The sequence below is a fragment of the Klebsiella sp. CB_Kp196 genome, assembly GCF_040061575.1.
GTDB classification, from domain to species: domain Bacteria; phylum Pseudomonadota; class Gammaproteobacteria; order Enterobacterales; family Enterobacteriaceae; genus Klebsiella; species Klebsiella michiganensis.
In genome coordinates this window covers 1-21,359 of the sequence record NZ_JBEAFH010000074.1, presented here as the reverse complement: position 1 = coordinate 21,359, position 21,359 = coordinate 1, and the positions used below count along the sequence as shown (strand labels likewise).

19 protein-coding genes are annotated in these 21,359 nt (G+C 59.8%); 15 read left to right on the top strand and 4 right to left on the bottom strand.

The window, feature by feature from the left end; genetic code table 11:
- Window positions 1-5 precede the first annotated feature (5 nt).
- From hypB to ABLU87_RS25490, 6 genes are all read left to right on the top strand, one after another.
- Complete coding sequence (gene hypB / locus ABLU87_RS25515; protein ID WP_014226534.1) at window positions 6-878, top strand: hydrogenase nickel incorporation protein HypB; 873 nt, start codon at window positions 6-8, stop codon at window positions 876-878.
- The gene (locus ABLU87_RS25510; protein WP_088168585.1) at window positions 869-1,141 is read left to right on the top strand and encodes a HypC/HybG/HupF family hydrogenase formation chaperone; all 273 of its coding nucleotides are present in this window, start codon (window positions 869-871) and stop codon (window positions 1,139-1,141) included. The genes hypB and ABLU87_RS25510 overlap by 10 nt, the downstream gene beginning before the upstream one ends.
- Complete coding sequence (gene hypD, locus ABLU87_RS25505; protein ID WP_014839321.1) at window positions 1,142-2,263, top strand: hydrogenase formation protein HypD; 1,122 nt, start codon at window positions 1,142-1,144, stop codon at window positions 2,261-2,263.
- A complete protein-coding gene (hypE, locus tag ABLU87_RS25500; protein WP_014839322.1) occupies window positions 2,260-3,270 on the top strand; it encodes a hydrogenase expression/formation protein HypE in 1,011 nt (336 codons plus the stop codon). The genes hypD and hypE overlap by 4 nt, the downstream gene beginning before the upstream one ends.
- Window positions 3,271-3,501: 231 nt before the next feature.
- Window positions 3,502-5,574, top strand: coding sequence for a formate hydrogenlyase transcriptional activator FlhA (gene flhA / locus ABLU87_RS25495; RefSeq protein ID WP_064358914.1), 2,073 nt, complete (start codon window positions 3,502-3,504; stop codon window positions 5,572-5,574).
- A 117-nt stretch (window positions 5,575-5,691) separates the two neighbouring features.
- Window positions 5,692-6,639, top strand: coding sequence for an alpha/beta hydrolase (locus tag ABLU87_RS25490; protein ID WP_032750987.1), 948 nt, complete (start codon window positions 5,692-5,694; stop codon window positions 6,637-6,639).
- A 188-nt stretch (window positions 6,640-6,827) separates the two neighbouring features.
- On the opposite strand, the gene ABLU87_RS25485 is transcribed toward ABLU87_RS25490, so the two are convergent.
- The 4 genes from ABLU87_RS25485 to ABLU87_RS25470 form a co-directional block, all read right to left on the bottom strand.
- On the bottom strand, window positions 6,828-8,228 hold the full coding sequence (locus ABLU87_RS25485) for a glycoside hydrolase family 1 protein (RefSeq protein ID WP_057173208.1): 1,401 nt from the start codon (window positions 8,226-8,228) through the stop codon (window positions 6,828-6,830).
- A gap of 54 nt (window positions 8,229-8,282) precedes the next feature.
- A complete protein-coding gene (locus ABLU87_RS25480; RefSeq protein ID WP_177342551.1) occupies window positions 8,283-10,475 on the bottom strand; it encodes a CBM35 domain-containing protein in 2,193 nt (730 codons plus the stop codon).
- Between the two features lie 15 nt (window positions 10,476-10,490).
- Window positions 10,491-11,828 (bottom strand): carbohydrate porin, encoded by a 1,338-nt coding sequence (locus ABLU87_RS25475; RefSeq protein ID WP_049101999.1) that lies wholly within the window; start codon window positions 11,826-11,828, stop codon window positions 10,491-10,493.
- A gap of 223 nt (window positions 11,829-12,051) precedes the next feature.
- A complete protein-coding gene (locus ABLU87_RS25470) occupies window positions 12,052-13,323 on the bottom strand; it encodes a PTS transporter subunit EIIC (RefSeq protein WP_032720462.1) in 1,272 nt (423 codons plus the stop codon).
- Between the two features lie 174 nt (window positions 13,324-13,497).
- Here ABLU87_RS25470 and ABLU87_RS25465 point away from each other — a divergent pair, with 174 nt between their 5' ends.
- The 9 genes from ABLU87_RS25465 to sitD all read left to right on the top strand — a co-directional run bounded on the left by ABLU87_RS25465 (window position 13,498) and on the right by sitD (window position 21,207).
- The gene (locus ABLU87_RS25465) at window positions 13,498-13,812 is read left to right on the top strand and encodes a PTS sugar transporter subunit IIB (protein WP_004104871.1); all 315 of its coding nucleotides are present in this window, start codon (window positions 13,498-13,500) and stop codon (window positions 13,810-13,812) included.
- Window positions 13,813-13,821: 9 nt separating this feature from the next.
- Complete coding sequence (locus ABLU87_RS25460) at window positions 13,822-15,144, top strand: PTS cellobiose transporter subunit IIC (protein ID WP_004134311.1); 1,323 nt, start codon at window positions 13,822-13,824, stop codon at window positions 15,142-15,144.
- A gap of 23 nt (window positions 15,145-15,167) precedes the next feature.
- A complete protein-coding gene (locus ABLU87_RS25455) occupies window positions 15,168-15,482 on the top strand; it encodes a PTS lactose/cellobiose transporter subunit IIA (RefSeq protein WP_032720421.1) in 315 nt (104 codons plus the stop codon).
- A gap of 184 nt (window positions 15,483-15,666) precedes the next feature.
- A complete protein-coding gene (locus ABLU87_RS25450) occupies window positions 15,667-16,581 on the top strand; it encodes an ROK family protein (RefSeq protein ID WP_009651610.1) in 915 nt (304 codons plus the stop codon).
- A gap of 56 nt (window positions 16,582-16,637) precedes the next feature.
- Complete coding sequence (locus ABLU87_RS25445) at window positions 16,638-17,600, top strand: LacI family DNA-binding transcriptional regulator (RefSeq protein WP_004124158.1); 963 nt, start codon at window positions 16,638-16,640, stop codon at window positions 17,598-17,600.
- A gap of 178 nt (window positions 17,601-17,778) precedes the next feature.
- On the top strand, window positions 17,779-18,696 hold the full coding sequence (locus tag ABLU87_RS25440) for a metal ABC transporter substrate-binding protein (RefSeq protein ID WP_109241305.1): 918 nt from the start codon (window positions 17,779-17,781) through the stop codon (window positions 18,694-18,696).
- Complete coding sequence (locus tag ABLU87_RS25435) at window positions 18,693-19,514, top strand: manganese/iron ABC transporter ATP-binding protein (protein WP_014226545.1); 822 nt, start codon at window positions 18,693-18,695, stop codon at window positions 19,512-19,514. Before ABLU87_RS25440 ends, ABLU87_RS25435 begins: the two co-directional genes overlap by 4 nt.
- Entirely contained in the window at window positions 19,511-20,359 is an 849-nt protein-coding gene (gene sitC, locus ABLU87_RS25430; protein ID WP_014226546.1) for an iron/manganese ABC transporter permease subunit SitC, read from the top strand. Before ABLU87_RS25435 ends, sitC begins: the two co-directional genes overlap by 4 nt.
- The gene (gene sitD, locus ABLU87_RS25425; protein WP_109241306.1) at window positions 20,353-21,207 is read left to right on the top strand and encodes an iron/manganese ABC transporter permease subunit SitD; all 855 of its coding nucleotides are present in this window, start codon (window positions 20,353-20,355) and stop codon (window positions 21,205-21,207) included. The genes sitC and sitD overlap by 7 nt, the downstream gene beginning before the upstream one ends.
- Window positions 21,208-21,359: the final 152 nt, after the last annotated feature.

Below are 21,359 nucleotides of genomic sequence, written 5' to 3'. Positions count from 1 at the left end.
AGATTATGTGTACAACCTGCGGCTGCGGTGAAGGCAACCTTTATATAGAAGGCGACGAGCATAACCCGCATTCGGCGTTTCGCAGCGCACCCTTCGCGCCCGCCCCGCGCCAGATGATGAACATTACCGGCGTGAAAACCGATAACTTTTCCCCCACCCGCTCGGAGGCTGGCGACCTGCACTACGGTCACGGCGAGGCGGGTACCCATGCGCCCGGCCAGAGCCAGCGGCGGATGCTGGAAGTGGAAATCGACGTGCTGGATAAAAACAACCGTCTCGCCGCCCGCAACCGCGCGCGCTTCGCCGCTAAAAACCAGCTGGTGCTGAATCTGGTCTCCAGCCCCGGCTCCGGCAAAACCACCCTGCTGACGGAAACCCTGCTGCGGCTGAAAGAGAAAACCGCCTGCGCGGTGATTGAAGGCGATCAGCAAACGGTGAACGACGCCGCGCGCATCCGCGCCACCGGCACCCCGGCGATTCAGGTCAACACCGGCAAAGGCTGCCATCTCGACGCGCAGATGATCGCCGACGCCGCGCCGCGCCTGCCGCTGGATGACCACGGGATCCTGTTTATCGAAAACGTCGGTAACCTGGTGTGTCCGGCGAGCTTTGACCTCGGCGAACGTCATAAAGTGGCGGTGCTGTCGGTAACCGAAGGCGAAGACAAGCCGCTGAAGTATCCGCATATGTTCGCCGCCGCCAGCCTGATGCTGCTTAACAAGGTCGACCTGCTGCCGTATCTCAACTTTGACGTAGAAAAGTGTCTGGCCTGCGCCCGCGAGGTGAACCCGGATATTGACATCATTCTGCTTTCCGCCACCAGCGGCGAAGGCATGGACCAGTGGCTTAGCTGGCTGGAGACGCAACAATGTGCATAGGCATTCCCGGACAAATCTGCGCCATTGACGGCAATCTGGCGAAGGTCGAAGTGTGCGGCATTCAGCGCGAAGTCGACCTGACCCTGGTGGGCGCGTTCGACGATCGCGGCCAGCCGCGTCTCGGCCAGTGGGTGCTGGTCCACGTGGGTTTCGCCATGAGCGTGATTAACGAAGCCGAAGCCCGCGATACCCTCGAGGCGCTGCAAAATATGTTTGAAGTCGAGCCGGACGTCGGCGCGCTGCTGTACGGCGAGGAGCGGTAAATGCGCTATGTCGATGAATACCGCGCTCCGGAACAGGTGATGCAGCTGGTGGAACACCTCCGGCAGCGCGCGCGCCTGCTGCCGCATACCGCCGAACGTCCGCTGCGCATTATGGAAGTGTGCGGCGGTCATACCCACGCCATTTTTAAATTTGGTCTCGACCAGCTGCTGCCGGAAAATATCGAGTTTATTCACGGCCCCGGCTGCCCGGTGTGCGTGCTGCCGATGGGGCGCATCGACGCCTGTATCGATATCGCCAGCCGTCCGGGGGTGATTTTCTGCACCTTTGGCGACGCCATGCGCGTGCCGGGAAAAAACGGCTCGCTGCTGCAGGCTAAATCGCGCGGCGCCGACGTCCGCATCGTCTATTCGCCGATGGACGCCCTGAAGCTGGCGCAGCAGCACCCCGAGCGTGAAGTGGTGTTCTTCGGCCTTGGTTTTGAAACGACGATGCCCGCCACCGCCCTGACCCTGCGCCAGGCCCGCGAGCGCGGCGTCGCCAACTTCTATTTTTTCTGCCAGCACATCACCCTGCTGCCGACCCTGCGCAGCCTGCTCGACCAGCCGGATAACGGTATCGACGCGTTTCTCGCCCCCGGTCACGTCAGCATGGTGATTGGCACCGACGCCTACGGATTTATCGCCAGCGACTATCATCGTCCTTTAGTGGTGGCAGGATTCGAACCGCTTGATCTACTGCAAGGCGCGGTGATGCTGGTTGAGCAGACAATAGCGCGGCACAGCGACGTGGAGAACCAGTATCGCCGGGTGGTGCCCGATGCGGGCAATCCGCTGGCGCAGTCGGCCATCGCCGAGGTGTTTTGCCTTAGCGGCGATAGCGAGTGGCGCGGTCTGGGGGTGATTAACGACTCCGGCGTGCATCTGACGGCCGCGTATCAGCGTTTCGACGCCGAAGCACATTTCCGCCCGGCGCCGCAGCGGGTCTGCGACGACCCGCGCGCCCGCTGCGGCGAGGTGCTGACCGGCCGCTGCAAACCGCACCAGTGCCCGCTATTCGGCAATACCTGCAACCCGCAGAGCGCGTTCGGCGCGCTGATGGTCTCATCGGAGGGCGCCTGCGCCGCCTGGTATCAATATCGCAGTCAGGAAATCGAAGCATGAAAAGCGTTCAGTTAGCCCACGGTAGCGGCGGTCAGGCGATGCAGCAGCTGATCGGCGATCTGTTTATGCAGGCTTTCGCCAACCCCTGGCTGGCGGAGCAGGAAGATCAGGCGCGTCTCGATCTCGCCCAGCTTAGCGCGCAGGGCGACAGGCTCGCCTTCTCCACCGACAGCTACGTCATCGATCCGCTGTTTTTCCCAGGCGGCAATATCGGCAAGCTGGCGGTCTGCGGCACCGCCAACGATGTGGCGGTGAGCGGCGCGCTGCCGCGCTATCTCTCCTGCGGGTTTATTCTCGAAGAGGGGCTGGAGATGGCCACCCTCGAAGCGGTGGTGAACAGCATGGCGCAGACCGCGCGGGAGGCCGGCATCGCCATTGTCACCGGCGATACCAAAGTGGTGCCGCGCGGGGCGGCGGATAAGCTGTTTATCAATACCGCCGGGATCGGCGTTATCCCTACCGGTATTCGCTGGGGGGCGCAGCAGATTAGCGCGGGAGACGTGCTGCTGGTCAGCGGCACGCTTGGCGATCACGGGGCAACGATCCTCAACCTGCGCGAACAGATGGGGCTTGACGGCGCGCTGTCCAGCGACTGCGCGGTGCTGACGCCCTTGATTCAGACGCTGCGCGACGTTGCTGGCGTGAAAGCCCTGCGCGATGCCACCCGCGGCGGCGTTAACGCGGTAGCCCATGAATTCGCCGCCGCCAGCGGCTGCGGGATTGAACTGCACGAGAATAAGCTGCCGGTGAACGATACCGTGCGAGGCGTGTGCGAGCTGCTGGGGCTGGACGCGCTTAATTTCGCCAACGAGGGCAAGCTGCTGATCGCCGTTGCCCGCGAGGCGGCGGAAAGCGTACTTGCGCATTTACGGTCTCATCCATTAGGCCGCGATGCGGCGATAATCGGCGAGGTTGTGCCGCGCGCGGGCGTGCGCTCTGTTGGTCTGTACGGCGTGAAGCGCACGCTGGATCTTCCTCACGCCGAGCCGCTGCCGAGAATTTGTTAACGGTGCGGGCCCCCGGATTGCGGCTAACGCCTTATCCGGGCTACAACACTGCGCGCACCTGTAGCCCGGCTAAGCGCAGCGCGAGCCGGGAAAAGCCAGCATGATTATCCAGCCCAAACCAGCGGGCACCCACGGATGGGTTAATGGCGGTCACAACCGCTTTATTAACAGACTATTATTTGTGTCATCACTTTCTTCTGCGCCGCTTTGCGGCGCTTTTGGACTTAAGCAATGTCGTATACACCGATGGGCGATCTTGGGCAGCAGGGTCTGTTTGATATCACCCGCATTTTATTACAGCAGCCGGATCTGGCCGCGCTGAGCGAGACGCTGACCGGCCTGGTGCAGCAGTCCGCGCTCGCCGACCGGGCGGCGATTATTCTGTGGCATTCCGGCAACCATCGCGCGGTCCGGCACGCCTGCGACGACGCGGGACAGCCGGTGAGCTACGAGGATGAAACCGTCCTCGCCAACGGCCCGGTTCGACGCCTGCTCTCGCGCCCGGATGCGCTGCATTGCGATAGCGCCACCTTTGCCGAAACCTGGCCGCAGCTCGCCGTAAGCGGACTCTACCCCAGCTTTGGCTATTACTGCCTGCTGCCGCTGGCGGCGGAAGGGCGTATTTTCGGCGGCTGCGAATTTATTCGCGACGACAACCGGCCGTGGACCGAAAAAGAGTACCAGCGGCTGCACACCTTTACGCAAATCGTTGCCGTGGTGACCGAACAGATCCAAAGCCGGGTCAGCAACAACGTTGATTACGACCTGCTGTGCCGGGAACGCGACAACTTCCGCATCCTGGTGGCGATCACCAACGCGGTACTCTCGCGGCTGGATATCGACGAACTGGTCAGCGAAGTGGCCAAAGAGATCCACCGCTACTTCCGCATCGACGCCATCAGCGTGGTACTGCGCAGCAACCGCAAAGGCAAGCTCAATATCTACTCCACCCACTACCTCGACGCCAGCCACCCGGTGCACGACCAGAGCGAAGTGGACGAAGCCGGTACCCTGACCGAACGGGTATTCAAAAGCAAAGAGATGCTGCTGCTCAACCTGCATCAGCACGACCCGCTGGCGCCGTACGAAAAAATGCTTTTCGAGATGTGGGATAACAAAATTCAGACCCTGTGCCTGCTGCCGTTGATGTCCGGCAATACCCTGCTTGGGGTGCTGAAGCTGGCGCAGTGCGATGAGAAAGTCTTCACCACCACCAACCTCAAGCTGCTGCGGCAAATCGCCGAGCGCGTCTCGATCGCCATCGACAACGCCCTCGCCTACCGCGAGATTCAGCGGCTGAAAGAGCGGCTGGTCGATGAGAACCTCGCCCTGACCGAACAGCTTAACAACGTCGAGAGCGAGTTTGGCGAAATCATCGGCCGCAGCGAGGCCATGAACAACGTGCTCAAGCAGGTGGAGATGGTGGCGCAGAGCGACAGCACGGTGCTGATCCTCGGCGAAACCGGCACCGGTAAGGAGCTGATTGCCCGCGCTATTCATAATCTGAGCGGCCGCAATAGCCGCCGGATGGTCAAAATGAACTGCGCGGCGATGCCCGCCGGGCTGCTGGAAAGCGACCTGTTTGGCCACGAGCGCGGCGCCTTCACCGGCGCCAGCGCCCAGCGTATCGGCCGTTTCGAACTGGCGGACAAAAGCTCGCTGTTTCTCGATGAAGTGGGCGACATGCCGATTGAACTACAGCCGAAACTGCTGCGCGTGTTGCAGGAGCAGGAGTTCGAGCGTCTCGGCAGCAATAAGCTGATTCACACCGACGTGCGCCTGATCGCCGCCACCAACCGCGATCTTAAGCAAATGGTCGCCGATCGCGAGTTTCGCAGCGATCTCTACTATCGGCTGAACGTCTTCCCGATCCACCTGCCTCCCCTGCGCGAGCGGCCGGAGGATATTCCCCTGCTGGTGAAGGCCTTCACTTTTAAAATTGCCCGCCGTCTCGGGCGCAACATTGATAGCATTCCGGCGGAAACGCTGCGCCTGCTCAGCCGCATGGAGTGGCCGGGTAACGTGCGCGAACTGGAGAACGTCATTGAGCGCGCGGTGCTGCTGACCCGCGGCAGCGTGCTGCAGCTCTCCTTACCGGAAATGAGTATCGAGACGGAGCCGCTGGCGGCGGAAGTGCTGCCGGAGGAAGGGGAAGACGAATACCAGCTGATTGTCCGGGTGCTGAAAGAGAGCAACGGCGTGGTCGCCGGACCGAAGGGCGCGGCCCAGCGTCTGGGATTAAAGCGCACGACGCTGCTTTCGCGCATGAAACGGTTGGGTATTAATAAAGACCAGCTGCAGTAGGCACATCTTCAGAACGCTGTTTCATTTTGATTTTAATGAAACAGCGTTCTGTGAGACAACTCGCTTTACCCGTTCCTGATGAATGATAAATAAGCCTTTTCCTTAATGGAGATGCTTATGACGCGTTTACCTCTGGCCGCCGCCATCGCTTTGCTTTTGGCTTCTCAGGCTGCATTTTCCTCTCTTCCCACCTTTTCCGTCTGGCCCGGCGGTGAAGCGCCCGGCGCCAAAAACAGCCCGGCGAGCGAATCGCTGGTGGAGCGCAGCAAAGACCCCTCGCTGCCCGATCGCGCGGTCACCGGCGTTCGCGCTCCGACAATTACCGTTTACGCGCCAGAGAAGCCCAACGGTATCGCGCTGCTGGTGACGCCGGGCGGCTCTTACCAGCGAGTGGTATTGGATAAAGAGGGCAGCGATCTCGCCCCGGTATTTAACGCCCGGGGCTATACCCTGTTTGTGATGACCTATCGGATGCCGGCGGACGGTCACGCGGAAGGCAGCGAGGCGCCGTTGGCCGATGCGCAGCGCGCGCTGCGTACCCTGCGGGCGCGGGCCGCCGATTGGCATATCGACCCGCAAAAAATCGGCATTATGGGCTTTTCCGCCGGGGGACACGTGGCGGCAAGCCTGGAGACACGCTATAGCGAACCGGCTTACGCCGCCGTGGACGCGGTTGACCAGCAGAGCGCGCGGCCGGACTTCGCGGTGCTCGGCTATCCGGTTATTTCCATGGATCCGGCGATTGCCCATCCCGGATCGCGCAAGGCATTGATTGGCGAAACGCCGACGGCAGAGCGGCAGCACCGCTATTCACCGGAGCAGAACGTCACGCCGCAAACGCCGCCGACCTTTATTTTCCACGCGGTGGACGATCCTTCCGTGCCGGTGGATAACGCGCTGGTGATGTTTAACGCCCTGCGCGCGCAGCAGGTGCCGACCGAGCTGCATCTGTTCGCCGAGGGGAAACACGGATTTGGCATTCGCGGGACCCGGGGCCTGCCCGCCGCCGAGTGGCCGCAGCTGGCGATGAACTGGATAGCCTCGCTGGCGGAAATGAAAAAATAGCGCCGGTAATCCCCGGCTCGCGGCTGACGCCTTAGCCGGGCTACCTGTCCACAGACGGCGGGGACCTCGAAGCCCCGGTAGGTACGGTTTCCCGGAGGCGATGCTGCGCATCTGGCCGGCTACAAGTTCGTGCGGTTTGGTAGCCCGGACAGGCGCGTCAAGCGCCGCCTCCGGGGGATTTTGCCGAGCTATTTATCAGAACTGAAGCCGTTGCTGGTCGCCAGTTCGGCAAACCACAGCGCGTTGCGCTTTATCTGCCGCTCTCCGGTTTGCAGGTCGAGCCGCCAGAAACCGTAGCGGCGCTTGAACGAGTTAATCCACGACCAGTTATCGATAAAGGTCCACTGATGCACGCCAAAGCAGTTCGCGCCGTCGGCTATCGCGCGGTGCAGCTGCACCAGATGCTCTTCCATCAGGCCGATGCGGAACGAATCGTCAATCACCCCGTCTTCGCCCGGTTCGCCTTCCGACTCAATATCCATCGCAATACCGATTTCCGCGAGGAACCACTTTATATTGCCGTAGTTATCGCGAATATTGGCGGCAATGTCATAAATCGCCTGCGGCAGAATCTCATTATTATCGCGATAAGGATTAAAGCGCCCTTGCGGATTCACGTAGTTTTCGAAATAGACCTCCGGGGTGAAATAGTCCAGCGTATAGTCGCTTTCGCGCGCCTTCACCCGCCGCGGAACGTAATAGTTAACGCCGAGAAAATCGACGCGCGATCCGGTAATCAGCTCCACGTCGGCTTTTGTCACCTCCGGCAGGCAGTGGTGCGCGGCCAGAATTTCGCACAGCGCTTTCGGGAACTGATGCTTCACCAGCGGATCGAGGAAGCTGCGGTTGAAGAACAGATCCGCATACCACGCCGCTTTTTGGTCTTCCGCGCTGTCGTTGCGGGTATAGGACGGCGTCAGATTCAGCACCACGCCAATCTCGCTTTCCAGCGCCAGCGCGCGAAACTCGCGCACCGCTTTGGCGTGGGCCAGCATAATGTTAAACGCCACCTGCGCCGCCAGCCTGCCGTCTTTCTTGCAGGGATAGTGGAAGTCGTACAGGTAGCCGCCCTCAACCGGCACAATCGGCTCGTTGAAGGTAATCCAGTATTTCACCTTGTGACCGAATAGCTCAAAAGCGGTACGGGCAAAACGCGCGAAGAGATCGGTCACGTGCGCCGACTCAAAGCCGCCGTACTGCTTTTGCAGCGCTTCCGGCATGTCAAAATGATAGAGGTTGATCATCGGCTCGATGCCGTTTTCAATCATCTCATCAAGGTAGGCATGATAGAAACGCACCGCGTCCGCATTGGGCGTGCCGGTTTCGAAGTCGTCAATCAGCCGCGACCACTGAATCGACGTGCGGAAGGAGTTGAACCCGGTCCGCTTCATCAACGCCACGTCCTGGGGATACTGATGATAGGTGTCGCAAACGGTTTGCGGCCCAATCTGCTGATAAAAACGTTCCGGCTGTTCGGCAAACCAGCTATCCCAAATAGAACGGTGCGGCTTGTTGCTTATCCCTTCCGTTTGCGGACCGGATGCCGCCGCGCCCCATAAAAAGCCTTCCGGAAACTGATACCGGGTCATAACGCCTCCTGTAAGTTAAAAAAGGCCGCACCCAACGGGCGCAGCCAATAAGCACTACTCTGCAACCACTTCAATCGATTTGATAAACATGTAGCCCCAGTCGCCGGCGAATTTACCGAAGTCGATGCGGTTATCGCCGGCCTTCAGCTCAACCGGCACCAGCAGCTGCTGGCCCTGCTCATCGGTCTGCGGGAATTCAACCGCGATTGGCGCGCCGTCGTTGACGATAAACGAGTTTTTCTTGCCGCCCCATTTGCCGCTGAACGTCACCCGCAGCTGATACTTGCCGGCCCACGGCGCGGAAACCTGCCAGCTGACCTTATCCCCGTCGTTGGCGAACGGCCCGAGGAAGCCGTCGTCGCCAATCGCCAGCGCGTCTTTTTCGCTTTTCGCCGCCGCAATCTTGCCATCGGTCACGTTCAATACCCCGCCGCCAAAACGGCAGTAGTCGGCGGGGACTTTACCGACGGCTTCCGTCACCGTGACCTTAACGGTTTTGCTGCTTTTGAGCAGGCCGTCATCGGCGCTAAAAGTCAGCGCGTATTCACCGGGGGCGCTGAACCAGGCGCGGGTTTCGGCTTTATCCGTCGCGCAGAAGTGGGCCTGCGCGCTGCCGCCGTTGCTCCAGTTCACCGTCACGTTTCGGTCCGGGAGGGCGTCATCGCGCCAGCTCGCGCTGAGCTGCACGCCCTGGTCCTGGCTGGTGGTGAGCGTCTCCGCCAGCGCCACTACCGGTGCCTGATTAGCCTGAGTATGCTTCACGCTAATCACGTTCGAAGGCGATGAACTGCCGCTCTCGTTTTTAGCGATGACGCGGTAATAGTACGTATTCCCCAGCCGCAGACTGCGATAGTCATCGCGGAACAGATCCATCGTATGCGGGTTCCACTCGTTAACGCCGTCGGAAATGTCGCGCCCCACGACCTTCCACGGCCCGGATGGCGAATCAGCGCGCTCAACATCATAGGCGCGCCCTACCGCCGCCCCCAGCCAGTTGATCGCAAACGGTGAATCCGTCGGCCGCAGCGTCGGCGCGTCAGGTTTCGGCAGCGGCGGCGCTTTCTCCTGCCCGTTCATCTGCGCGGCGGCGGTGCGCACCAGGTCGACCACCTCCATCTCCTGGTTGGCCTTACCTTCGACCGGGAAGCCCGGCAGATGGTAGCTGTAGTGGCCGGTGGACTCTTTGTGCCAGTAGAAGCCGCCGTCGTGACGATGACCGCGGAAGCCCCAGATTAAACCGCCCGCCGCCTGCGCGCCGTTGACTTCGCTATGGACGATCGACTGCATAATGGCGTTAAGCTGCTGCGCGTCCAGCAGGCCAAATTCGCCCACCATGTAGACTTTCTTACCCGCTGCCGCCGTCAGGTCTTTTTTCACCTGTTCGGGATGGTTGTTATCGGCATTGGTGTAGTAATGGTTGCTGACGATATCGACATGGGGATCGTTAAGCGCAAACGCATTAATTTTCTTATAGGTGCCATCCACCACCAGCTGGTGCGGCGCCCACTTTTTGATCCATGCGGCGGTCTGCTGAAGGAACGCCGCGTTGGTGTCTTCCAGCTCGTTGCCGGTCTCCCAGGCCATAATCGCTTTTTCGTCATAGTAAGGGCGCCCGGTCACGCTGTTGGTACGGGTGATAACCTGACGAATCACGTCCAGATAGGCCTTGAAGGTTTTACTGTCGGTACGGTAAAAATCCTCCGGCTTTTCGTGGTAGAACGCCGCCAGCTGCTCGCGACCGCCCCACCACCACCAGTGATCGATAAACGGCAGAATCAGGCGCAGCCCCTGTTTGTCCGCCTCGGCGATCATGTTGTCGTACACCCGCATCGCCTTTTCGTTCAGGCGCGGCATGCCGTCGGCGGTTTCCGGGGCCAGAATATGGGTTTCGCGACCGCAGGCCTCGTCAAACGTCTGCTGCACCGAGAGCACGTATACCCGCTGCGCCCTGGCGCCGGTTTGCACGAGCGCTTTAATCCAGTTTTCCTGTTCCTCCGCCGTCGGCCAGCGGAAGTATTGCCCCCAGCCGCGCGAGTCGGCCTTGCAGGTACCGCGCGCATCGTCCTCGATACGGTGCAGTTCCGGCGCATGAATGCCCGCAAAGCGGAACACCTTGTCGCCATCTTTTAACGTTGCGCCGTCGCGGGTAATAAAGTGTTCAAAGTGCGACTGCTCCGCGGCCATCGCGCCTGCGCTTCCCAGCGCCGAAAGCAGCGCGACGAGCATCAGTTTTTTCACCGGCTTAATCATCGTTATCTCTCCTTAGAACCAGACTTCGGCCTGCACGCCGAAGTTCAGCGTATCGGTGTCGCCGCTGCGCGAGTAGCTACCGGCGGAAAGGGTATTGGTGCTCCAGTCGTAGTTGCCGTCCAGCGCGTCGGACACCCCTTTATCCCACTTCGCGTAAGTCACGAAGAAGCGCAGCTGCGGGCGAGTCCAGAAGCCGGAATCAAAGGTCAGGGTCGGCGCGATGGTCACTTTAGTCAGGCCGCCTTTGCCTTTGCCGTCCACGCCTTTGTAGTTTTTATCGTCGAGATATTCGTAGCCCAGCTCGTACTGCATGGCGAAGTTTTTGGTGATCTGCTGGTACGGGCGAATCCCCGCCACCCAGCTGGTGCGCCCCCAGCCTTCGGCGTCTTCCGTCCACCAGCGGTAGTTTTTGTCTTTCTGATAGTAGGCAAACGTGGATATTTCCCAGTCGCCGAGCGAGGCCATGTTATCCAGCACCACGCGCCAGGACTGGGTATCGTCGAGGTTTGCCCAGCCCCAGCCGTTTTTACCCAGCGAGTCTCCCGCCGCCAGGCCGCGCCCGTACTGGAAGACCACGCGAGAGTAGCCGCCGGTCAGGCCGTAAAAGCCGTCAAAGTTGTAAACACCGGTCACGCCGTAGCCCTTCTCCGCCGAAGTCGGGTGCTTCTCGTTGCGGTTCATGTGGTGGCCAATCAGCTCAAGATCGAAGCCGGTGCCGCCGATCTTTTTCAGCCACAGGTTGAGCGAGTAGTCATCCGGATAGCCCTGATCGCCTTTGTCGACCGGGTAGGCTTTGGTTTCATCCGTCGGCGAGAAGGCGTAAACCCCGGCATCGAAGCGCGCGAAGCCGAGATCCATGTTGTCGAAGCCGCCGCCGGTACCGTTGTACTGAATGTACTCCCAGTCGAACTGGTGGCTGGAGGTGTTGGAGCTGCTGTAGCGCTTACCGGCCCAGAAGGTCATTTCCGGGGCGAAGTCGAGATTTGACAGTTCGGCAAAACCTTCACGGAACTGCACATCATGCCCGTCGTCATCCTGACAGTTCCAGTCTGAGGTGCATTTCGACTGATGGGTAATGTTGGCCTGGACTTTAGCCACCACGCCGCTGTCCGAGGTTAACGTCACCGTCGGGATCAGTTCGATCTTGGTGTCCTCTTCGTTGCCCAGACGCCACTTGCCGTCCGGCATCAGGCCAACGGAGTCGGCGCGGTTACCGTCGGCGTTGGCGAGGATCCCCGAACGGATATAGCCGTGGAGCATAAAATCGTACTTCGGATCGGCGGTGGCGCAGTCGCTCATCACCGCGAGGGCGAGTAAAGACAGAGGTATTGAATGATTTAGCCTGATCATTTTTTATCCTTGGTTATTTTTTTATTAACACTGCCTGAGAACGGGAGGAAATTTACGGATCAAAATTGGAAATGTACATCCATTAACGGAAAGCGATTTCCGTAATTGCCGGATGAGTTCACAAATTTAACGATAGCGGGCAAATATTCGTGATTTAGATCACATCTTTAAGCGGAAATAAAAAAGCCCGCGCGCGGCGGGCTGTGGCAGGCAGGCGAAAAGCTTAGCGTTCGGCGTCGGCGAGCTGCCGTTCATAGACCTTGAAGAACGGACGATAGAGCATCCAGGCATTAAAAATGGCGAACAGGCACATGCAGAGGTTTTTCCAGCTGCCGTTGGCTGACCACGCCGCGCCGAGCGGCGCCGGCATCGACCACGGCAGCATCGCCACCGCCCGATCGAGAACCCCAAGATGGGTTAAATACCAAGCGATACAGGCGTTTATCAACGGTACAAAAAGAAACGGCAGCAGGAAAACCGGGTTCATGATAATCGGAAAGCCGAACAATATCGGCTCATTGATGTTAAACAGCGAGGGCAGCAGGCCAATTTTCCCCACGCTTTTCAGCTGCCGCGAACGGCTGCGCATCGCCATAAAAACCAGCGGCAGCGTCGAGCCGATGCCGCCGATCAGCAGGTAGAAATCCCAGAATCCCTGCAGGTAGATATGCGGCAGCGTAGCGGAACCGGCGGCCAGCGCCTGCTGGTTTTCAAACAGATAGGTCATCCAGAACGGGTTCATAATCCCGGTGATAATCAGCGCGCCGTGAATGCCGACAAACCAAAGCAGGTTGCAGATAAATAAAGAAATTAATACCGCAGTTAGGGTATCGGACGCCACCACCAGCGGCCGCACCGCTTCGCTAATCAGCTCCGGTAAAATGCGCCCGGTGCTCTGCAGCAGCAGCGCGTTGATGACGCTAATAGAGAGCATCACCACCAGCAGCGGGATCAGCAGCTGAAAGCCGTTGCGGGTCATCACCGGCACCTCTTCCGGCAGGCGGATGCACCAGCCTTTCTTATAGAAAAAGCGCACGATTTCAATAGAGTAAGTGCTTGAAATCAGCGCGGTAAAAATCCCCATTCCGCCGAGGAAAATATTGGTCGCGCCGTTGTCGCGAAAGCCGATAAACAGCAAAAACGCCAGGCAGCCGGTCAGCCCGCAGAGCCGCTCCGGCAGCCGGTACTGCTTGGCAAGGCTGGCGCTGGCGCCGAAGGCCACAATCAGCGCCACCAGCCCGATAGTCAATTCAAAGGTTGGCAGCAGAATGGGCCGCAGCTGGAAATAGAACTGGCCGAAAGCCGATGCGCCGTCGATGGAAACGGGCGGAAACAAAATCGGCACCAGCAAACTTCCCACAATCACAAACGGCATCGCCAGCGCAAAGCTGTCGCGCATCGCCGTAATGTGGTTATTGCGCGTCAGAACGTTGGCCAGCGGCGCCAGCCGCTGCTCGATGATATCGACGGCAACATTCATCAACTGAATGTTCATAATCCTGCCTTTAAGAATAGAGGTGTCGCCAGGATGATCGCGCACTCCCGGGTAAAGTAAAAGCCCGCCATAGGTGATCGTGGTCACAATAAATAAATCCACAAACGGAAAGCGCTTTCCGTTTTATATCCGTTATGACTATAGTCGGCGCATCCATCTCATCAGGAGCGATATATGAAAAAGATAATGTTGTGCTGTTCCGCGGGCATGTCCACCAGCCTGCTGGTGAAAAAAATGATCGCCGAAGCCGAGCAGCGCGGTCTGCCGGTGGAGATCAACGCCTTTGGCGTCGCGGAATTCGATCAACAGGTCGGCCATTACCAGGTGGTCCTGCTGGGGCCGCAGGTGAAATACATGCAGAAAGATCTGCAAAAGCAGGCTGATAAATACGGTATCCGCGTGGAACCCATCAACATGATGGATTACGGCATGCAGAAAGGCGGCGCCGTACTGGATTTCGCGCTTTCCCTTATCGATAACAAAAACTAAGGAAAGATCATGAGCTCTCTGTACGCGAAGCTGATCGCCGTGATTGAACAGAAGATCACGCCTATGGCGGGGGCGATCGGCCAACAAAAATACGTCACCTCCATCCGCGACGGTTTTATTACCGCCCTGCCCTTTATGATCGTCGGCTCGTTTTTGCTGGTCTTTATCTTCCCGCCGTTTTCCCCGGATACAACGTGGGGCTTTGCCCGCGCCTGGCTGCAATTTTCTCTCGATCATCGCGATGCGCTGATGCTGCCGTTTAACTTCAGCATGGGGGTGATGACGCTGTTTATCGCCGTCGGGATCGCCGCCAGCCTGGCAAAACACCACAATCTGGACTCGCTGACCGCCGGGATGCTGTCCCTGATGTCGTTCCTGCTGGTGGCCGCGCCGCTGAAAGATGGCCAGATCTCCACCGCCTACTTCTCCGGCCAGGGGATCTTCACCGCAATTCTGGTGGCGATTTACTCTACCGAGCTGTACGCCTTCCTCAAGCGCCACAATATTACGATCCGTCTGCCGCCTGAAGTGCCGGCGGGCGTGGCGCGCTCGTTTGAGATCCTGATCCCGGTGCTGGCGATCGTGCTGACGCTGCATCCGCTGAATCTGTTTATCGAAGCGCAGCTGGGCATGATCATCCCGGAAGCGATCATGTCGCTGGTGAAACCGCTGGTGGCGGCGTCCGATACTCTACCGGCGATTCTGCTGTCGGTGCTGGTGTGCCAAGTGCTGTGGTTTGCCGGCATTCACGGGGCGCTGATCGTCACCGGGATTATGAATCCGTTCTGGATGGCGAACCTGTCGATCAACCAGGCGGCGATGGCCGCAGGCACCGCGATCCCGCATATCTATGTCCAGGGCTTCTGGGATCACTATCTGCTGATCGGCGGCGTTGGCTCCACCCTGCCGCTGGCTTTGATGCTGCTGCGCAGTAAGGCGGTGCATCTGCGGACGATTGGCCGGATGGGCGTGGTGCCGGGCGTATTTAACATCAACGAACCGATTCTGTTCGGCGCGCCGATCATTATGAATCCGCTGTTCTTCCTGCCGTTCGTGCTGGTGCCGATGATCAACGCAACCCTGGCCTACTTTGCGCTGAAGCTGGACCTGGTGAGCCGCGTGGTGTCGATGACGCCGTGGACGACGCCGGCCCCTATCGGCGCCTCGTGGGCGGCGAACTGGAGCTTTAGCCCGGTGATCATGTGCCTGATTTGCATGGCGACGGCGATGGTGATGTATCTGCCGTTCCTCAAAGCCTACGAAAAACAGCTGCTGGAGCAGGAGCACGCTAACGCGGCGGCCCAGGCCGAAAGCGCGCCGCAGTCCGCATAATTAATACTATTCAGAGGTTTGTCATGGAATTAGAAGAACAGGTAATGGGTATCATCATCAACGCCGGGCAGTCGCGTAGTCTCTGTTACGAAGCGCTGAGCTGCGCTAAAGCGGGTGATTTCGCCGCCGCCGACGAAAAAATGAAAGAAGCGGCGCATTTTGCCCGCGAGGCGCATTTGGTACAGACCCAGCTGATTGAGGCCGACGAAGGCGAGGGTAAAACCAAAATGACCCTGGTGATGGTTCACGCTCAGGATCATCTGATGACCTCGATTCTGGCGAAAGAGCTGATCGGCGAACTGATCGCCATTTACCGCTCGCAACCGCTGCACGCGTAGTGTTCCCCCTCTCCGGGGGAGAGGAGATGACGTAGCCCGGGTAAGGCGTTTACGCCGCAACCCGGGAAAACGGTAAATGCTCATGTCACCTGGCTGACCTCCCGGCTCGCGCTACGCTTAGCCGGGCTACCTGGACTGCACGCGTAGCGGCCCGGGAAACCGTCGACCACAATTAAGGACAACCATGCTACATCTGGGTTTAGACATTGGCGGCACCAAAATGGAAGCCGTCCTGCTCAACGCGGCGGGCGAATGCGTCTATCGCCAGCGCCGTCCGACGCATAAAGAGAGCTATCAGGCGTTTATGCAGCAGCTGCTCGGACTGATTGCGACCGTCCGCGACTGGAGCGAACGGCCGTTTACTCTGGGCATCGGCCTGCCGGGGGCTATCGACCCGCAAAGCGGCCTGATTAAAAACTGTAACTGTCTGGTGCTCAACGGCCACGACCTGCGTCATGACCTGATGCGGGAGCTCGGTCAACCGGTATGGATGGCGAACGATGCCGACTGCTTCACCCTCTCTGAGGCGGTAGACGGCGCGGGCGCGGGGGCAACGACCGTATTCGGCGTTATCATCGGTACCGGCTGCGGCGGCGGCGTTGCGGTGAACCAACGGCTGCTCAGCGGGCCTAACGCCATCGCTGGCGAATGGGGACACAATCCTCTGCCGGGCTATTGCCCCGAGCGCGACGGCCCGGCGCAGCCCTGCTACTGCGGCAAAGAGAACTGCATCGAAAGCTTTATCTCCGGTACCGGCTTTGCCCGCCGCTACGGCGAGCAGGCGCCTGCGGAAGCGATTATCGCCGCCGCGCAAAACGGCGAACCGCAGGCGCTGGCCCACTGGCGGCATTTTATTGACGCTTTCGGCCGTAGCCTGGCGTCGGTAATCAATATCCTCGATCCGCAGGTGATTGTACTGGGCGGCGGGCTCTCCAACGTCGGGCAAATCTATGAGCAGCTGCCGTCGGCGATTGTCCCGTATCTCTTTTCCGACAGCTGCCGAACGCAGATCAAACAGGCCCGCTTCGGCGACGCCAGCGGCGTGCGCGGCGCGGCCTGGCTGCCGGTTCTGGCCAACGCTGAAGCCGGTCGGCGGTAGACACTTTTTTCAGCAGGTATGCTAAGCTAGGCGAAAATATTCAGACAGAAAATGCCATGCCAACCATTGATGATGTTTCAAGATTAGCGAATGTCTCCCGAGCGACGGTATCCCGCGTGCTGACCGGCACCCGGGGCGTGCGCGAAGAGAGCCGGGAAGCGGTGCTGCGCGCGGTAGAGGAACTTAACTACCGCCCGAGCTTTGCCGCGCAAAACCTCGCCAGTCAGACATCCAATCACGTGGGGCTGGTGATCCCGGCGAACGATGACAGCAGCGGCGCGCGCCTGCTGCCGATGCTCTCGCTAGCGCTGAAGGGGCTGAATAAAAACCTGATTGTTCAGTACGTCACGGATGCGGCGGAACAGGCGGCGGTCGTCGACGATTTACAGCGCCAGTGCGTGGCGGTGGTGGTGCTCGGCGCCGTGCCGGCGGATGCGCCGCGCAACGTGATCTCCTTTGACCGCTTCAGCATTGCCGGGGTCAATAATCAGGGCTACGACTACGCTTTTGCCACCGAAAGCGCCTGCCGCTACGTGATCGGCAAGGGCCATCGCAATATCGCGCTGCTCGTTGATAACGACAGCGATGACGCCAGCCGCCAGATGCTCGAAGGCTATCGCAACGTCCTGCAAAACTACTCCATCCCTTTTAACCGGCAGCTGATGCTGGCGGCCAACGATAACGTTGAACAGGCGCTGCTGACGCTGATTAACAGCTTCAGCAAATACTCGGTGATTATCGTGAAACGGGACCGCTACGCCGCCGAAGCGATGCGCCTGCTGCGCGAGTTCAACGTTGCCGTACCGCAGGAGGTCTCGCTGCTGAGCCTGGAAGATTCTCCCCTCGCCTCGCTGCTCAATCCGCCGCTGACCTGTATCTCCTGGCCGCTGGAGCAGCTGATGGAGAACTGCCTGCAGCGTATCCGCAACCTGATTGACGAGCGCCCCACCTTCTCTCCCGAAGGGCGCACGCTGGCGGGCCGCCTGATCCCCCGCCAGTCGGTGGCCGATCTCTCCTGATTTCAGCGTCCGGCCTTCCGCGTGGCCGGGCCTTTTCCTCTCCCGCCGCGGGTTCGCACGCTAATCATTCGCCTCACATCTAAATAAGAATTATTTTCATTTATAAATAGCTTGTGCTATATAACATAGCAATGGCTATAAATGATGATTAATTAACCGCAACGTTGTGAGGGACCTTATGCTGCACCTGCCACCCCTGAAGCATCTGATGTTTGCCGCCACGCTGGCGCTGCTGGCCGTCGCCCCCGTCCAGGCAAAAGAGAAATTTAAAGTGATTACCACCTTCACGGTGATCGCCGATATGGCGCAAAACGTCGCGGGCGACGCCGCCGACGTCAGCTCCATCACCAAACCGGGGGCCGAGATCCATGAATATCAGCCGACCCCCGGGGATATCAAACGCGCGCAGGGCGCGCAGCTGATCCTCGCCAACGGCCTGAACCTTGAACTGTGGTTCGCCCGCTTTTATCAGCACTTAAACGGCGTACCGGAAGTGGTGGTCAGCAACGGTATTCAGCCGATGGGCATCAGCGAAGGGCCGTATAACGGCAAACCCAACCCGCACGCGTGGATGTCGGCGGACAATGCGCTGATCTACGTCGATAATATTCGCGACGCGCTGGTGAAATACGATCCTGCGAACGCCGACGTCTATCGCCACAACGCCGAAGCCTACAAAGAGAAGATCCGCCAGACCATGGCGCCGCTGAAGGCGGAACTGGCGAAGCTGCCGCAGGATAAGCGCTGGCTGGTGACCAGCGAGGGCGCGTTCTCCTATCTGGCCCGCGATAACGGCCTCCAGGAGCGCTATCTGTGGCCGATAAACGCCGACCAGCAGGGCACCCCGCAGCAGGTGCGCAAAACCATCGACACCATGAAGAAAGAGCGGATCCCGACTATCTTTAGCGAAAGCACCATCTCTGATAAACCGGCGCGTCAGGTGGCCCGGGAGGCCGGCGCCCACTACGGCGGCGTCCTGTACGTCGACTCTCTGAGCGCCGCCGATGGCCCGGTGCCGACCTATCTCGACCTGCTGCGCGTCACCACCCAAACCATCGTCCAGGGCATCAACGACGGACTAAGGAAACAGGCATGAGTCACGAGCTGCCGGGCCTCGCGGTCAACAACGTCAGCGTCACCTACCGCAACGGTCATACCGCGCTGCGCGATGCTTCGTTTAGCGTCCCACGCAGCGCCATCGCGGCGCTGGTCGGGGTGAACGGCTCGGGAAAATCGACGCTGTTTAAAGCGCTGATGGGCTTTGTGCGCGTCGGAAAAGGCGATATTGCGATTCTCGGTCAGCCGGTTAATCGCGCCCTGCGGCAGAACCTCGTCGCCTACGTTCCGCAGGCGGAAGAGGTGGACTGGTCCTTCCCGGTGCTGGTGGAAGATGTGGTGATGATGGGGCGCTATGGCCATATGGGCTGGCTACGGCGGGCCAAACCGCGCGACCATGAGATTGTCGACGCCGCCCTGGCGCGGGTCGGCATGAGCGAGTACCGCCACCGCCAGATCGGCGAACTCTCCGGCGGGCAGAAAAAGCGCGTGTTTCTGGCCCGCGCTATCGCTCAGCAGGGAAAAGTCATTCTGCTGGATGAACCCTTTACCGGCGTCGACGTGCAGACCGAAGCGCGCATCATCGAGCTGCTGCGGGAACTGCGCGACGAAGGCTGCACCATGCTGGTTTCCACCCATAACCTCGGCTCGGTAAGCGAGTTCTGCGACTACACGGTGATGGTCAAAGGCACCGTGCTGGCCAGCGGCCCGACGGAAAGCACCTTTACCGCCGAAAACCTCGAACTGGCGTTTAGCGGCGTGCTGCGCCACGTGGTGCTGAGCGGCGCGGAAGAGCGGATTATCACCGACGATGAGCGGCCGTTTATCAGCCGTCGGGCGGCGGGAGGCGAAAGATGAGCTGGCTACTGGAGCCGTTTGGTTATCACTATATGCTGAACGCGATGTGGGTCTCGGCGCTGGTGGGCGGGGTGTGCGCGTTTCTCTCCTGCTACCTGATGCTTAAAGGCTGGTCGCTGATTGGCGACGCCCTCTCCCACTCCATCGTGCCCGGCGTGGCGGGCGCTTATATGCTCGGTCTGCCCTTCGCGCTGGGGGCGTTTCTTTCCGGCGGCCTGGCGGCGGGCAGCATGCTGTTTCTTAACCAGCGTTCGAAGCTGAAGGAAGACGCGATTATCGGCCTGATCTTCTCCTCTTTTTTCGGTATTGGCCTGTTTATGGTGTCGCTGAACCCCACTTCGGTGAATATCCAGACCATTATTCTCGGCAATATTCTGGCCATCGCCCCGGAGGATATTATCCAGCTGGCGGCGATTGGCTCTATTTCGATGGCGATTCTGCTGCTGAAGTGGAAAGACCTGATGGTGACCTTTTTCGATGAAAACCACGCTCGTTCCATTGGCCTGAATACCACCGCGCTGAAGCTGCTGTTCTTTACTCTGCTGGCGGCCTGTACCGTGGCGGCGCTGCAGACCGTCGGCGCGTTTCTGGTGATTTGCCTGGTGGTGACGCCCGGGGCCACCGCCTGGCTGTTGACCGACCGCTTCCCGCGCCTGCTGGCGATTGCCGTCGCGATTGGCAGCCTGACCAGCTTTTTCGGCGCGTGGCTGAGCTACTATCTGGACGGGGCGACCGGGGGGATTATCGTCGTCGCCCAGACGCTGCTGTTTTTAGCCGCTTTTGTTTTCGCGCCGAAGCACGGCCTGCTCGCCAGCCGTCGCCGCGCCAGGGAGGCCTCATGCTGAGCGCGCTGATTGAACCTTTCCAGTTCTCCTTTATGGTCAACGCCATGCTGGTGGCGGCGATCGTTGCCGTCCCCTGCGCGCTGCTGTCGGTGTTTTTGGTGCTCAAGGGCTGGGCGCTGATGGGCGATGCCATGAGCCACGCAGTTTTTCCGGGCGTGGTGGTGGCGTATATCCTCGGTATCCCCTTCGCCATCGGCGCGTTTATCGCCGGGTTGTTCTGCGCCATCGCCACCGGTTATCTCGATGATAACAGCCGCATTAAGCGCGATACGATCATGGGCATCGTATTTTCCGGGATGTTTGGCGCGGGCCTGGTGCTGTACGTGTCGATTCAGTCGGAGGTCCATCTCGATCATATTCTGTTTGGCGACATGCTGGGTATTTCCGCCAGCGATATTGCGCAAACGTCGCTGATCGCGCTGGCGATTGCGCTGATAATCGGGTTTAAGTGGCGTGATTTTCTGCTGCACGCCTTTGATCCGCAGCAGGCGAAGGCCAGCGGATTGCGCTGCGGGCTGCTGCATTATGGGCTGCTATGCATGATTGCGCTGACCATCGTGGCGACGCTGAAAGCGGTGGGGATCATTTTGTCGATTTCGCTGCTGATAGCGCCGGGGGCGATCGCTCTGCTGCTGACGCGACGTTTTGTCAGCGCCCTGCTGCTGGCGGTGGCGATAGCGTTAAGCTGTTCGCTGGGCGGCGTGTGGCTGTCGTTTTATCTCGACAGCGCCCCGGCGCCGACCATTGTGGTGCTGTTTACCGCCCTGTTCGTTATCGCGTTTGTCTGGACGTCGGTTCGCGATAGTCAAACCACGGCCCGTTCCGGCGAAACCCCGGGTCGCGGCTGACGCCTTACCCGGGCTACAGACCGCACGAATTGTAGCCGGGGAGTTTATTGCTGGACGTCGGTTCGCGATAGTCAGACCACGGCCCGTTCCGGCGAAACCCCGGGTCGCGGCTGACGCCTTACCCGGGCTACAGACCGCACGAATTGTAGCCC